Consider the following 13,985-nt stretch of genomic DNA (forward strand, 5'->3'; position numbering starts at 1 on the left):
ACTCTTATAGGTTTTTTGATGAATCAAGGTCTTTCTTCTACTCTTCCCCCCACACTTGCTGTTACTTTCTTTCCTTGCTTGTGTAAGTTTTCTATTTCTTGGATTATCATATCTCTGTACTTTACGTTGGTAAAGTGCATACTTTTGGCTTCTTTCAGAAAATCCATACTATCGCCGCCACTTGCCAAATAATCGGAAGTGGCTACTCGGTAGATTTTATTATCTTCAATGGGTTCGTTATTGATAAGCACATCTTTGAGCTTTCCACCCTGAATAAGCACTTTTGAGTTGGAAATAGCAATATTGCGAACTGCCACCAAGTATTCAAAAAGTTTTCGCATTGTTTTGCCGTCTATTTCCAGAACAACAAGTTCATTTTCAAAGGGCATTAGCTCAAAAATATCGCTGACTTTAATAGCTCCTGCGGGTATGCTGGTTCGTAAGCCGCCAAAAGTTACAAAGCCCAAATCTACTTTTTTACCAAGTTCTCGGTTAGCCCGCTGTTGGCACATATCTGCCACGAGATTACCCAAAGGGGTTTCATTTACTTTTCTGCCATTCGCAATTTCTGTTTCGGCATAGCCAATCACTCTTTGCATTTGAGCATCTAACTGCTTTTTGTAAGGCTCAATAGTTTGTAGAGTTTGGGCATCTTCTTTTACCGAGGCATTTACTTCGGTAAATTGAACATTTCTTTGTGAAATTTGATACAAAGAGGGTTTGCAAGCAACTGCAAGAAAAACCCACAAAAGAAAAACAAACTTTTTCATAGCTTATGGCAAACTGGCTTTGAATTTTTGATATTCGGCTTTACTATCGGGTTTATTGGTAGGGCAATTGATAGCCTGAGCCTTCTGATTGATAGCCTCTACTCGGTTGCCGGGATTGGGGTGTGTGCTTAAAAATTCGGGGGGCGTTTGGGCTCCGCTTTGAGTAAGTTTAATAAAAAAATCGGCGGCACCATTGCAACGATATTGCGTACCCGATAAGTATTCTACCGAAAAGGCATCGGCTTCGTACTCGTGGTCGCGACTGAAACGCAAACCTGCAAGAGCATTAGCAAGGTTTTTCAGGTCTTGCCCGCCTCTTTGCCCTAAAGCAATTTCTACGAGTAAAGCTACACCAAATTGTTTTTCCAGCTGTCGTGCAGAATGTTGGCGGTCGGCGTGGGCAATTTCGTGTCCCATAACGCCTGCAAGTTGGTCTTCGGTTTCCAGATATTTGATAAGCCCCGTATAAACAAAAATGTATCCACCGGGCGTACAAAAAGCATTCAGCGTTTTATCGTCTTGAATAATTCTCACTTCCCAATTGAAGCGGTCTTTGAGTTCTACTTTTCCTGAATTGAGAATATTTTGTGTAATGCGGTTGATATGCCGATAGGCTTCGGGGTAGCGTTTTTCATCAAGAACAGGGTAGGTTTGCGGGTCCGATAAAATTTGGTCTCTTACTTGCAAGCCCAGATTTTTTTGGTATTCTATGCCAAAAATAAGCGGCTTTTTGCAAGATTGCAAAATGAGCAAAGTAAAGCTCAAAAAAACGAACAAGGCAATAGCACGTTTCATTGTTGGTTGAGTTTTGAGGTTGATGTTGTTAGGTTTATGCGTTTTAGTGCTATGTGGCAAAGTTAAAAAAACTTTCCGAAAATCAATCAAAAAGTAGATAGGGTTTGAGTTTTTGTAGTGTAGTTTCATCAATGGCTTTGATTTTCGCAAAATCTGTTTCATCTTTGAATTTGCCGTGTTGCAGACGATAATTTACAATGGTATTTGCCAAACGAAAACCAATGTAAGGGTGATTTTTCAAATCCTCTGTGCTAGCGGTGTTGATAGCGATTTTTTTCCAAGAATTAGGCGAGATATAAGCGTATTTTTTCAGACTGCTGATAGAAATACTATCCAAGCCCCATACTTCACCGATTTGCTCCATACTTGCAAATCCGCCTAATTTTTCTCTGTATTTGATGATATTCATAGCTCTTTTTTCGCCGATGCCTCGTAGTTTTTTCAGGCGGGCGGTATCGGCTTGGTTCAAGTCAAATTTGCTTATTTTTTGTTGAAAATCTTTTCTGTTTTGGAGGCTGTCTTTATAGATGAATTTTCTTTCGGAGTACTCTTGCTTATTTTCTCTTGTATATTGCCTAAATGATTTTTTTTCGTTTTTTTTCTGCCAACTTACATTTTCTATGGTAATGAAGGGTTCAAGAGTTTGGTAAAGGTCTTCGGGGAAATCATATACGCGAAGTAAATCTTCTTTTTTACGAAATTTGCCACCTTTTTTTCGGTAATTTTCAATGCGTTGGGCAACCTTTTCGCTCAAACCCAATTTGAGCCACTCCTCTTTGGAAATTTTGTTGGGGTCAAAAGGGGATAGCTCAATTTCAGGGAAAATGGGTTCGTTGTTGGGTTGTAAGTTTTCCAAATAAGCTACTATGCTATCCTGAAAAAACTTATTAGCTGAATTTTCAAATCTTTGCCTGATGAGCAAAGTTTGCATAAAAGGCAAAAAAAGCAAAAGCCCAACAATTGCAAAAAGTAATATTGTGCCATTGGTTTCCTTTTGCGAAAAACCAAAAGCATTTCGGATAACTTTTTGCAGATAAGAAAGCATACCATTTGAGATTTTGGTGGCACAACTTGCACTTGAAACAGAAAAAAGGGTTTTTAGAAAGCAGATGTATATTTTACACCTTTGAACTCCCAAAATTCAAACTTAGAACTTTCAAACTTTTGACTTTTATCATTCACATTAGGTAGAATGTCCGTTGGTCTGATAGTGTATGTTTTTTTCTGTTTCGTCCAGCAAATTAGGAATTTCAATCTTAAAAATTGTACCTACATTTATTTCGGAGTGCATATCTATTGAGCCTTGCAGTTTGGTAATAGTTTCTTTCACAATAAAAAGCCCTAAACCAGCCCCTTGGCTTTTTTCGGTAGCTCTATAAAACATATTAAACACTTTGCCCAAATGGTCTTTGCCAATGCCTTGTCCATTATCAGAGATAGTGATACTTGCTTTTTCTCTGCTTACTTCCACCTGAATTTTTACGTGAGCTTGTACATTTTCGCGATGATATTGTATGCTATTGCTAATGATATTGTTGAGTATAATGGCAATCCTGTTTCTATCGGAAACAAAAGGCAAATCCTGACGGATACTAATGATTTTCTTGACTTTATCGTAGCCTACATCAGTTTTTCGCTGGTTCAGCACCTCATTGAGCAGTTCTCGGAAAGAGATATGAACTTTTGAAACATCTACACGGGCATTTCTGAGCAAATCGGTGAGTTCTTTGGTATATAGGTCTAATTTTCTGATGCTTCGCTCTTGCATTTCCAAATACATCATCAGGTTATCTTGATTTTTATCTTGCTTCATTAGTTGTATTAGTCCGATGAGCGATTTGAGTGGCGAGCTTAATTCGTGAGAAATGCTATACACAAATCTATCCAATTCTTCATTTAGCTTTTTCAATTCCTCGTTTTGTCGCAATAAATCGGCTGTTTTTTCTTCCATAATGCGTTGCAAAGCGGCATTTTTTTCGGCTTCCATTCGTTTTTTATCTTTCTCTTTCAAAATTTGCGTTTCTTTGCGTACAACTTCCAAACGTGTTTTATGAAAACGTACCAAAAGCCCCAAAGAAATAGTAAGCACGTACAAAATATAGCCAATGTGTAAGCCATAAACCGCCCACCACGCAGGAATAATATGTGAAAAAGAAGGCAAAAGACTAATGATTACGCCAATGGTGAGAAATATATTTGCAGTAAGCAAATACGAGGACATCGGTACTTGATTTTTATATGCCCAAACGAAACTCCACAAAATAGGCACAAGGCACAAAGGCACCATTGTTACGAGTAAATAAATCGCAGAAACATTATCTGCAAAAGAAAGAGCAAAGTTGGCAATAAAGCCAATAATACACACATTCAACAACTTTGTCAGAAAAGCATCGGCGGGAAGTTTTAGAAAGTTTTTATTGAAAAGCAGTAAAAACACCATTCCCGAGCTTAAAAATAAGGCTTCTAATGAAATATAAGGCTGTAGGACTCTTACCAAAGGTGTATAAAAGCCCAAAATGCCATCATAAGTAGATAAAGCAAACGTAAAAAGTACAGAGCTTGCAAAGGAATAAAATAAAATTTTCTCTTGGGTTATCAGGAAAGCGGCAAGGTTGTAGAATATCAGCAAGAGCATCACAGAATAAAAGCCGCCCAAGAGCAAATAAATAATCAGACTGTCTTTCTGAAAAGTTTCATCAAGTTCTAATTGTATGGGAATATTCAGGAAAGCCCTTGAACGAACTTTCAACACTAACCAGTGTCTACCTTCTTTCAAGCCGTTGAGGTTGAAAGCAATTTGGTTGTTGCTAATAGAGCGTTCTATGGGTTTGATAGCCGAGCCACTTTTTTGCTGAGAGATTATTTTCCCATTGCTATCCACAATAAAAAAATCTACAAAATTGACCGAAGGGTCGGTAATAGTTAGAATGTAATTGGTGCTACTTTGATGCGTTTGAGGCACATACAGATTGCTTTTCAGCCAAAAAGTTGAATTGGAAACTCCCAAATGCAAATGGTTTCGTGTTTGTATAGGCTCAAATTTTACATTTTCCTCAAAAATTTCTTGTAAAGAAAGTTTATTGCTCTTATCCTCAAACATCTGAAAATAAGAGGTGATAAATTTTTTATCGTTCTTTTTGTCCAGCACAAGGACATCATTATTTGCCCAAGCGAGGTTGCAAGCTAAAACAAGCCACAGAATAAAAAATTTCATTGTTCCAAATCCATTTGAATAGTTTGTTCTGATATTGTATGATTTTCGTTGCTATCAAACTTTGGCAAAGTAAAAGAAAAACAAGTACCTACACCTTCTTCACTTTTTACAAAAACTTTTCCTTTGTTTTTTTCAACAAATTCTTTTACAAGCACAAGTCCTAAACCCGTGCCTACTTCATTGGCAGTGCCTTTGGTAGAATAACGTGCCGATATATCAAAAATTTTGCTCAAAGCAATTTCGTTCATTCCTACACCTGTATCTTCTACGCTCACAACAATTTCATTTTTATCTGCTTTGGCTGAAATGATGATTTTCCCATCAGTGGAAGTAAATTTAATGGCATTGGAAATAAGATTACGCAAAACAGCCTTGATAGAATTGGCATCTGCGTAAGCGAAAGTTTCCTTTTCTACCAAATTGATAAGTTCTATGCCTTTATTTTGGGCTGAAATGGCGAGTAGTTGCAAGTTTTCTTCGGTTAGTGTGTGCAGGCACAATTTGTCAGGCTTATACTCCAAAACGCCCATTTGCGAACGCGACCAAGAAAGGACGTTTTCCAGCAATCCGTATAGATTTTTTACGGATTTGCTCAAATTTTCGCTCATAAATAAAATATCTTCACGGCTCATTGCGTCCAAGTGTTCGGACATTATGCTTAAAAAAGCTGTAAGCGAATTGAGCGGTCCTTTGATGTCGTGAGCTAAAATAGAAAAGAACTTATCTTTGGTAACATTGAGTTGTTGTAGCTCTGCTTTTTGTTTTTCAATTTCTTCATTTTTCTTCAAAAGGTCTTGATTTTGCAGAAGTAAAGCCTTGCGAGCTTCTTGTACTTTTTCTTCCAAAAGCCTTTTCTGTGCTTCAATCGCTTTGATGCGTTGCATTATTACAAAGGCGATAAAAGCAATGATAAAAGTAGCAATCAGCACCGAAAACCACCAAGTTTGCCAAAAGGCTGGCATTATGGTAAAACTATAAGAAGCTATCTGCTCACTGCATTTGCCATTAGGCAAACAAGTTCTTACAAGAAAGCGGTAATTTCGGGGTGGTAGATTGGTGTAAATGGCTTCATTTTTACGAGAAGGCTTGCTCCATTCGCTTTCTATGCCTTCAAGTTTCCATTGGAAAAAAAGATTTTCGTCAGAATAATCCAGTGTTTCAAAATGAAAAGTCAGATAATTGTAGTTGTGAGGTAATTTTAGATTTCTTGGTACAAACTCCCAATCCTGCAAGCCCTGATGATGTTTTTGTAAATCTTTGGCAAGCCAATCGGTTTTTTGCAAATTGAGGTCTAAATCTATGAGATGGGCGGCAGGAATTTGGGTATCAAAATTCACAAAATCTGGTTGGCATTTAATGAGCCCTTTGACGGTGCCTATCCACACGTTGCCGTCTTTATCTTCAAAAATTGCTCTTTCGTTAGCTTCAATACTGGCAAAATTATTGTCTTGGCTGTAAGTTTTAATTTTTTGGATTTCGCCTTTTTCATTGAGTTGCAGAATATTGATACCATTTTGCGTACCCAACCAAACCCAATTTCGTCTATCAACCAAAACCGAATAAATGGTAGCCGAGCTAATTCCCGCTCTTTCATCATAAATTTCAAAGGTTTCGGTACTTTTATTGAATTTTACTAATCCGCCAAAAGTAGCAAACCACAAGTTTTTTTGCTTGTCTTCGGCGGCGGAAATAATGTAATCCAAGTGTAATTTGTGTTTTTTATCATAATTAAGCATTTGCTTGCCGTCATAGACCGATATGCCGTGATTGGTGCAAATCCAAGTTTTACCTTCGGAGTCTTCAAAAACATCATTGACTAAATTGCTTACCAAATTGCTATTTTGTGCGTTGAGCCATTTTGTTTTCTGACTTTGATAATCATAAAAATATAAACCATCTTGGTAAGTCGCTATCCATAGCCCTTTGGTAGTGTGCCGAATGGCGTTGGTGTAAATATCTTCGGGTAAGCCAAATTTTTTAGAAACATTTACGAGTTTGCCTGCTTGCACTTGCCACAAGCCTCGGGTACTACTCATAAATACTTCGTTTTTATCATTGATAGTTATTCCACAGCCTCTTTTTACATATTTTTCTGTTGCTACGGGTATTGTTCTAAAACTTTTATTTTCAAAAAAGCCAAGCGGTCTATCACCATTTTCAGCAACCCATAGCTTGCCTTCTTTATCTTGGTGTATCCCCCAGATAATCCCTGTTTCAAACCCTACTTCGGTATGAAACTGAATAAAATCTTCGCCCATATACCGAATAAGCCCTTTTCCGTAAGAGCTTAGCCAAATATTATTTCGGCTATCTTTGAAAATTACATATACATTCGCCGAAGGCAAGCCATTAGATGTATTGAAATTGGTTATTTTTCCATTGCTTTCAATAATAGAAAAACCTCTTTTTTGAGTAGAAAAGAAAATATTGCCTTGCTCATCTTCGGTGAGGTAAAGGAAATCGTTGAGTGGTACGCTGGCAAGTTTGTGTAAAATCTCAAAATTATTACTTTTGAAAGCAAATAGAAAAAGCTGATTATTTTGCTCTATCAAAAAACGAGGCTCTTTGTGCAAATTGCTATTTAGTAGCAGTATCTGAGAATGAGGAGGTAAAAATTTATTGATTTCAGAAATTTTCAACTTTTCGTGAGCGTATTCAAAAAAACCTTGCTCTGTCTGTATGAAAAGAGAGTTTTGCTTATCTACGGCTATTGCCCATACATCATTGTTTTGCAAAAGTTTGAGGTTTTGGGCAGTAAAATCCACAAATCGCTCTCCGTTCCAATGCAAAATTTTCTTTTTCCCCTGAAAAGTCTTGACAAGCACCCAAAGATGCGTGTCGCTAGTTTCTACTACTTCATAACCTTCTCCAATCACAAAACCTTCGGCATCAGCTATTTTCTGAAAGGTTCTACCATTGTAAATGGTAATTCCTTTTTCAGTAAAAAACCATAGGTTTTTGTTTTTATCTTCGTAGATTTTTTTTACTCTATCGTTCAGCAAACCATTGTTTTTGTTGATAACTTTGAAAGATTTACCATTGAAGCGAGCTACTCCACCACCATTGGTAGCTATCCAAATCATTCCACGACTATCCTGCAAAATATCTGTAACCTCTGACTGAGGCAAGCCATTTTCTATGCCGTAAGTTACAAAACGATATTGTTGGGCAAAAGTCATAGAAATTGCCAGAAGAGCCAGCATACAACTCATCACACAATATCGTGCTAACACCATCATCTTTTAGAATAGCTTTTATGCAAAGATAAAAAAAATTTCCTATCTCTCTTGGAAATACACATCTTTTTTCGTAAATTGCTAAAAATCAAATGATTTATGGGGAAAGTTGTTGGTTTGAGTGCTTATTGGTGTTTCTTTGCGGTTTCTTTTCTTTTTGCCCAAAAAAAGAAGCACTATTACACGGATTTCAAACCAACTTACAAGCAATGGCAACGTAATTACATTATTGATAAAATAGAGTATCGCAAAGATAGCTTGGTTGTGTTTTTTAGGTATTATGCAGTAAGCCAATATACAAGTGTTGAATTGCACGCTCCTGCTCCACAAGGGGCTTATCCCTATTGCTTGGAAAACACTGAAAATGAAAATGAGTTTTATGAAATGGTTGATATGAAAAACATTCGTATCGGCGACTCTTTGGTACTTTACTCTCTCAAATCAATAGGCAAACCAAGTATTTATTTCAGAATGCCTTTGAATAAAATGCTCACCTACGAAATTCATTTTGTGAAGCCTCCGAAATCTATCAATAGAGCTAATTTGTACGAAGGGAGAATTGCTAAAAATAGGACAAACCATTTTCACGCCTTGGATATTCCTATCAAACATTCTCCTGATGATGATTTGGGTAGTGAAGAGGATATGAAAAAAAATATCACCGAATTTACTCAAAAAATGTATGTACCGCCGCCACAGCCTAAAAAGAAACCTGAAAAAGTTGAAACTATCAAAAATAGCACACCAATCATTCAACAAAAGCCACCCACTTTTGAAAGAAATAAATTCAATCAAGAAGCCAGAATTAGAATGTAGTTTGGGCTGATGATTTCCCTTTTGATTTCAAACGTAACCAAATTTCCCATTCCAAACCCATCATTGCCACTGCCAAAAGTAAATGAATGGGTTGTAAGAATGCAGGCATAGCGAAATATGCCATTATTGCTCCCGTAATTGTAGAAACAATAAGCACGCCCAAAAGCAAAAAATAAGGTTTTTGGATAACTGAAAAAGTATTTTCCTTTTTGAGCCTATAAAGCAGAAAAACATTTAGAGCCAGTAAAAAAAGCGAATAAGAACGATGAATGTAAAAGCGAATATCTAATTTTTCAATCCAATAAGACCGATTGGCAACCTCTCGGGCAAAGGTATCAATTTGCTCACGTACCTGCGTACCCAAAAGCACTTGCCCCAAAGAAAACACCAAATTCAGAATAAGTAGAAATTTTGTAAAATTGCTCACAGAAAAGTCGTTGGGACTGCCCGCCGCCTGTAAAGAGCTTTGAGCCAAATGCACGGTATAAGCCATTAGAAGTACTTGCACCACTGCCAAAAACATATGTAGGGTTATCATTCCTTCCAAAAGATTGGTGGAAACTACAATAGAACCAATCCATCCCTGAAAACCTACCAGTAGCAAAGCTACGAAGGATAAAATGCTTACAATAGGTTTGGTTTTAAGATAGCTTAAAGAAGTGATAAAAGTAACGAAAATAAGCAAGCCAATCAGAACACCCAAAAGCCGGTTGAGATACTCAATCCAAGTTTTTTGAACATTAAAATCCTCTTCAATATAAATAGTTTCATCATTTTGAACCCTTTGGGCGGCGTCCTTCATTCCAATAGATTTCAGAAAACCGACTAAACGCAAGTTTTTTTCTTTGCGTTTTTGGGCGTAAATTTCTTTGTAATTTTCGGGAAGTTCCCTTATATCGGTGGGAGGTACAATTTTTCCGAAACATTTGGGCCAATCGGGGCAACCCATACCTGAACCTGTACTTCGTACAATACCGCCAACTAAAATGAGCAGATACACTGCTAAAATAGTTACCCAGCTAAACTGAACAAAATTTTTTCGCATTTGCAGAAAATTTTGCTTGCAAGTTACAAAAAAATCAATTTTTCTTGATTACAATCCACTGCTCATCTTTTTGGATAGTAGTAAAAATGCCTATACCTCCTTGCACCCCCGAAATAATAGGCGAAGGTTGTGCAAATGGGTTGCCTGCCGCATCGCGAGCATCTTCTACACTTCTCAAATAGTTGTAAAATTGTCTTTCAATGTGAAAGAGTAATACTTGCAAAGTATCTTTATTTTTGAAGCGATAAGAAGTGCCTATGCTTACCTCTCCATTGGTAGCCGTAATACCTCTGTAAATAAAATCCAACTGATTGATAAGTTCATTACCTTTCTTTTTGTTGATAATGAACCGATAAAAGTTTCCGCTGGGCGAAACATTGTGCCGAATAAGCACGTATGCCTTGGCAGTATCAATTTTAGGTTCTTTATCGGCATCTTCAAACTGCCAAAGCGTTTCTTTGATAGGTAATTCTTCTAAAAATTGCGTTTTCCCTGTTACTTTTCTGCCTTTGCTATCTATAATTTCTAAGTGAAATTCTCCTGTGGGGTTTGCAGGCAAAGATACATCTGAAACATAATTATAGGCTTTACGATAGAGTGTATCTAACTGCACTTCGTAGTGCAAAGGATAAATGGTACTTCCATTTTTCACTACAATCTGGGCGTCTTTTACTTCGGGAATTTGAAAGCTATTATCTAAAAAATCTTGACTTTCAGTAAGAAGTAAGCGAATGGGCTTCCCACGTTCTAAGTAACATTCTACAACTAATTTTTTTTCATATTCAGGCAGTTTGAGGTCTATATCACGTTCCAAGCCGCAAGCAGAAAGGAACATTATAGCCAAAAGCCAAAATTGCCATAAGCGAAAAGTAGCAGGTTTCATAGATTTTTTTGCAAAATAACGTTTTGGCAAGGGAAAAAGTTTTTTGAGTCTATGCTTTTTGTTCTTTGCTAAAAGTGTTTTTAAGCCTTATCTGTCATTGCCTATATCTGATTTGGCGAGAGAAAGAAACAAATTTTATAGATAATTGTATTGCGAAATAGTTTTAGTGAAACGGCTGTAGCTGGTTCGGCGTTCATTTTTTCTGTCGGTCATTGTGTTCTTTCAAGGCTATTTCTAAAAGTTCCTTTATTGCATTGATATCAATATTTTCTTTCTTTTTGAACTTTATATGTCTTAAAAATTTTCCTGTTCCTTGAAGTAGTTTATTAGGGTCTTTTAAGTTGGTACCGTGAAAAAATCCAAGATTTACAGAGTCTTTGAGTGGCTTAATGTAACAGATTTCACCTTTCATATTTTTTTCTGTTCCAAAAGTTATCATTTTGTCTGCGTGGTCTATCCACATTTTCTTTTCTGGAAGCAATACTTTTTCTGTTAGTTCAAAAAGGGTTTTGCCGATGTCTGCAACTTCGGTGGTGAACTGCTCAAAAAAGTCTTTTAATTCTTTTTCCATATTAGATAATGTTTTTTGAATGCAAGTATTTGATAAAAAGGCACTTATATATATTTAGATACAATTATATTTTTGATTTAGCTTTCTTTTGGCTCGTAAAGTTTGGTATGCTTAAATGCAGAAATCTGTAAAAAGAAAATATCTTTGCAAAGCATTGATATTTAATTTTTAACTCGTAAAACATTATCTAAAAACTACAATTCTTTTATTGCAATAGGTTCTAGTATTGCAATCAACTTACTAATATCTTCATCGGTAGCACATTCAAACCAGCCATACCAAACTTCTTTAATATTTATGAGAGGGGGAAGGTTAATTAACCACATTTTCTGCTCAGGAAAATAAGGTTCTCCCATCATATCTCTCCCATAGTAATATCCAGGAATAGATATATGTTTTTTATCTATATTAAATTCATAAATCCTATCAGGGTTTCCCTTTCCATCTGGTAAACCTTTTGTTTTTATTACCATACAAAACTTTTTTATACAAAAATAACAAAAGAGTACGTTACTGCTACTTGCGGCAAACGGTTTGCGGTTTGGCGTAGTAGGGTGCTTCGGATTACTTCACTGTCAACTAATCACAAATGTTTATAGAAGCACTGCACTTGATTTAACCACTTCAGCCCCTATTGTGGCAAGCGGCTGTTACCGCGTCATTGTTCTTTTTTCAATTTCGTTAAGCTCATTTGTCAGAAGCCTTTTTGTCTCGTTAATGCTGTCCTTCCTTAAAGGAACACCCAAAATCAATATGGTATTTGTGGCTTCGTTTATGCCGTTTTTGTATTGAATACTTTTTAGTTCGATTTGGTCTGATGGGTAACACAAAAAACCATATTTTAAATCTGCGTTACTGAATGAAGAGTATGCCATTATTTGATGTAAATCGTGTCTATGATCTTCTTTCAGTACTTCACTTTGGTCAAACTTGTTGTATAAATTCGATTTGTATTTGGCGTCTATGAAAACCAAAACATTCTCCTTCTGAAAAATTGCGTCCGGCTCGATATGCTTTAATTCCCAGGCATAATGTTTTGAAGTCCTGGAATGAAACTTAAAGTTTGAATAAAGTCGTCCGCCTGTTTCTTTTGAAGTTTCTTTAAAAATACGTTGAATAAATTTCTCGAATACATCTGAAAAGTCCACTCGCCAAGCTGTGCTGTCTACAAGGTTAAAGTTTAAAATCCTATTCGCCTGTTCTTTGCAGACCTTCACAGTTGGACTATCGGAAAATCGGATTATGATTTTATTAGTTGCTTTTGGTTTATGATTATACAAACGTTCTTCAAGGAAACTCAATTTGGTTCGTAAAGTATTCTTAATTCTCTGCGGTGTATTAGCTGAAAGTAATTCACTTTTACAAATATCAAAGACATATCTAATTTCGGAATATTCAGAATGAAATTCACTCAATACATTTGTTCTTGCTGGAAATTTTAACCTGTTTTCGACTTTGAATTCGTTGTTTATATATTTTGTCCAATTGATTTGACCAGTAGGCTGACTTGATACCTTTTCAATATTGTCAAACTTTCTCCACGGTCTCATTGTCAGTTTTTCAAGAGCTGCTATGAATTTTACCGCTTCCAAATACAACGGTGGCCTGAAATTCTTACCTGATGCCAATGGTAAACTATCAATTACTTCTGGACTTATTTCAGTGCCCAGTATATTTAGAATTTCAATATAGTCCTCAAATCTATCACGCCCAGTGAACCGAGGCATAACTACAAAATCACCAATTTGCTTTCCGGTGTCAGGAGCCCTCAAAGGAATAGTGCCAATGAAGCCAGATGTACGAAATGCAAGTGCGATGTTTTGGTCTGAACCAATGATATATGGTTTAACACCAAGGAATTTAAATTGTTCAGAGTTGTAATCAATGAATTTCTGTAGGTATTGCCCAATAATTCTTTTATCTGCTGATTTGAACCACTTTTTTTGCAAAGCAATTCCACTGAGCTGTTTTGATTGTTCAGTCAGGCAAGGAATTTCGCAAAAAACATCTAATGGTTTTGTCATTCGAAAAGAGATAGATTTATTCTTGTAGAGAAATAGTTATTGAACTCTTCTTTGGCATTTCTTAAAAGTCCTTCTTGCAGATATTCTTTAGTCGTCCCTTAAAAAGTCTCCAAGTTATTGTTAATCAAATAGATATAATCAAAAAATAGTGAAAAAATATGGTACAAATTTGCAAGAAATTTGCTAAATTTGCCAAAAACCTTGCAAAACTATGTTAGGCAAAAGTCCCAATCAAAAGGAATTTCAGTTGAATTTGTATGTATCCCCTCTGCAAGATATTATCAATCCCCATCATTCATTGATAGCATTAGGCAAAGAAATCAACTGGGATTTTTTAGAGGAATCGTTTAAGGGATATTATTCCACAATGGGGGCACCTTCCAAACCTATTCGTCTGATGGTAGGTTTGCTGATACTGAAACACTTGTACAATTTATCCGATGAGCGAGTGGTAGAGGCTTGGGTAGAAAATCCTTACTATCAGTATTTTACAGGCGGAATATACTTTTCTTGGCAAGCTCCTTGTGCGGCTTCGGATTTGGTACATTTTCGTCACCGGATAGGGCAAGAAGGGATAAAGTTGATATTTGAGCAGAGCGTAGCGTTGCACAAGGAAGCAGTAGAAGAGAGT

Annotated in this window: 12 protein-coding genes; 2 read left to right on the top strand and 10 right to left on the bottom strand. The window is 36.5% G+C overall.

What is annotated here, in order from left to right:
* Nucleotides 1–23: 23 nt before the first annotated feature.
* The 5 genes from ACWITO_RS10850 to ACWITO_RS10870 form a co-directional block, all read right to left on the bottom strand.
* Entirely contained in the window at nt 24–770 is a 747-nt protein-coding gene (locus ACWITO_RS10850) for a 5'-nucleotidase C-terminal domain-containing protein (RefSeq protein ID WP_448530013.1), read from the bottom strand.
* A gap of 3 nt (nt 771–773) precedes the next feature.
* Entirely contained in the window at nt 774–1,565 is a 792-nt protein-coding gene (locus tag ACWITO_RS10855) for a M48 family metalloprotease (RefSeq protein WP_448530014.1), read from the bottom strand.
* An 82-nt stretch (nt 1,566–1,647) separates the two neighbouring features.
* Nucleotides 1,648–2,610 carry a helix-hairpin-helix domain-containing protein gene (locus ACWITO_RS10860; protein ID WP_448530015.1) on the bottom strand — a complete coding sequence of 321 codons (963 nt, stop codon included), beginning with the start codon at nt 2,608–2,610 and terminating at the stop codon, nt 1,648–1,650.
* Between the two features lie 138 nt (nt 2,611–2,748).
* On the bottom strand, nt 2,749–4,779 hold the full coding sequence (locus tag ACWITO_RS10865) for a sensor histidine kinase (RefSeq protein ID WP_448530016.1): 2,031 nt from the start codon (nt 4,777–4,779) through the stop codon (nt 2,749–2,751).
* Complete coding sequence (locus tag ACWITO_RS10870; protein ID WP_448530017.1) at nt 4,776–8,018, bottom strand: ligand-binding sensor domain-containing protein; 3,243 nt, start codon at nt 8,016–8,018, stop codon at nt 4,776–4,778. The genes ACWITO_RS10865 and ACWITO_RS10870 overlap by 4 nt, the downstream gene beginning before the upstream one ends.
* A gap of 96 nt (nt 8,019–8,114) precedes the next feature.
* Between ACWITO_RS10870 and ACWITO_RS10875 the strand changes: the two genes are divergently transcribed.
* Nucleotides 8,115–8,831: a hypothetical protein gene (locus tag ACWITO_RS10875; RefSeq protein ID WP_448530018.1), complete on the top strand. Its 717-nt coding sequence runs from the start codon at nt 8,115–8,117 to the stop codon at nt 8,829–8,831.
* Here the strand turns inward: ACWITO_RS10875 and ACWITO_RS10880 are convergent.
* From ACWITO_RS10880 to ACWITO_RS10900, 5 genes are all read right to left on the bottom strand, one after another.
* Nucleotides 8,821–9,876, bottom strand: a complete 1,056-nt coding sequence (locus ACWITO_RS10880; RefSeq protein WP_448530019.1) for a COX15/CtaA family protein — start codon at nt 9,874–9,876, stop codon at nt 8,821–8,823. The two genes, ACWITO_RS10875 and ACWITO_RS10880, sit on opposite strands and share 11 nt — an antisense overlap.
* Before the next feature lie 34 nt (nt 9,877–9,910).
* Nucleotides 9,911–10,759: a DUF4249 family protein gene (locus tag ACWITO_RS10885; protein ID WP_448530020.1), complete on the bottom strand. Its 849-nt coding sequence runs from the start codon at nt 10,757–10,759 to the stop codon at nt 9,911–9,913.
* A gap of 193 nt (nt 10,760–10,952) precedes the next feature.
* Nucleotides 10,953–11,330, bottom strand: a complete 378-nt coding sequence (locus ACWITO_RS10890; RefSeq protein ID WP_448530021.1) for a DUF1801 domain-containing protein — start codon at nt 11,328–11,330, stop codon at nt 10,953–10,955.
* 194 nt (nt 11,331–11,524) lie between these two features.
* Entirely contained in the window at nt 11,525–11,803 is a 279-nt protein-coding gene (locus ACWITO_RS10895; protein ID WP_448530022.1) for a hypothetical protein, read from the bottom strand.
* A 177-nt stretch (nt 11,804–11,980) separates the two neighbouring features.
* Nucleotides 11,981–13,354 (bottom strand): 5-methylcytosine restriction system specificity protein McrC, encoded by a 1,374-nt coding sequence (locus tag ACWITO_RS10900; protein WP_448530023.1) that lies wholly within the window; start codon nt 13,352–13,354, stop codon nt 11,981–11,983.
* Between the two features lie 211 nt (nt 13,355–13,565).
* Here ACWITO_RS10900 and ACWITO_RS10905 point away from each other — a divergent pair.
* A partial coding sequence (locus ACWITO_RS10905; RefSeq protein WP_448530024.1) for a transposase occupies nt 13,566–13,985 on the top strand: 420 nt, incomplete at its 3' end.

This window comes from Raineya sp. (assembly GCF_053497555.1).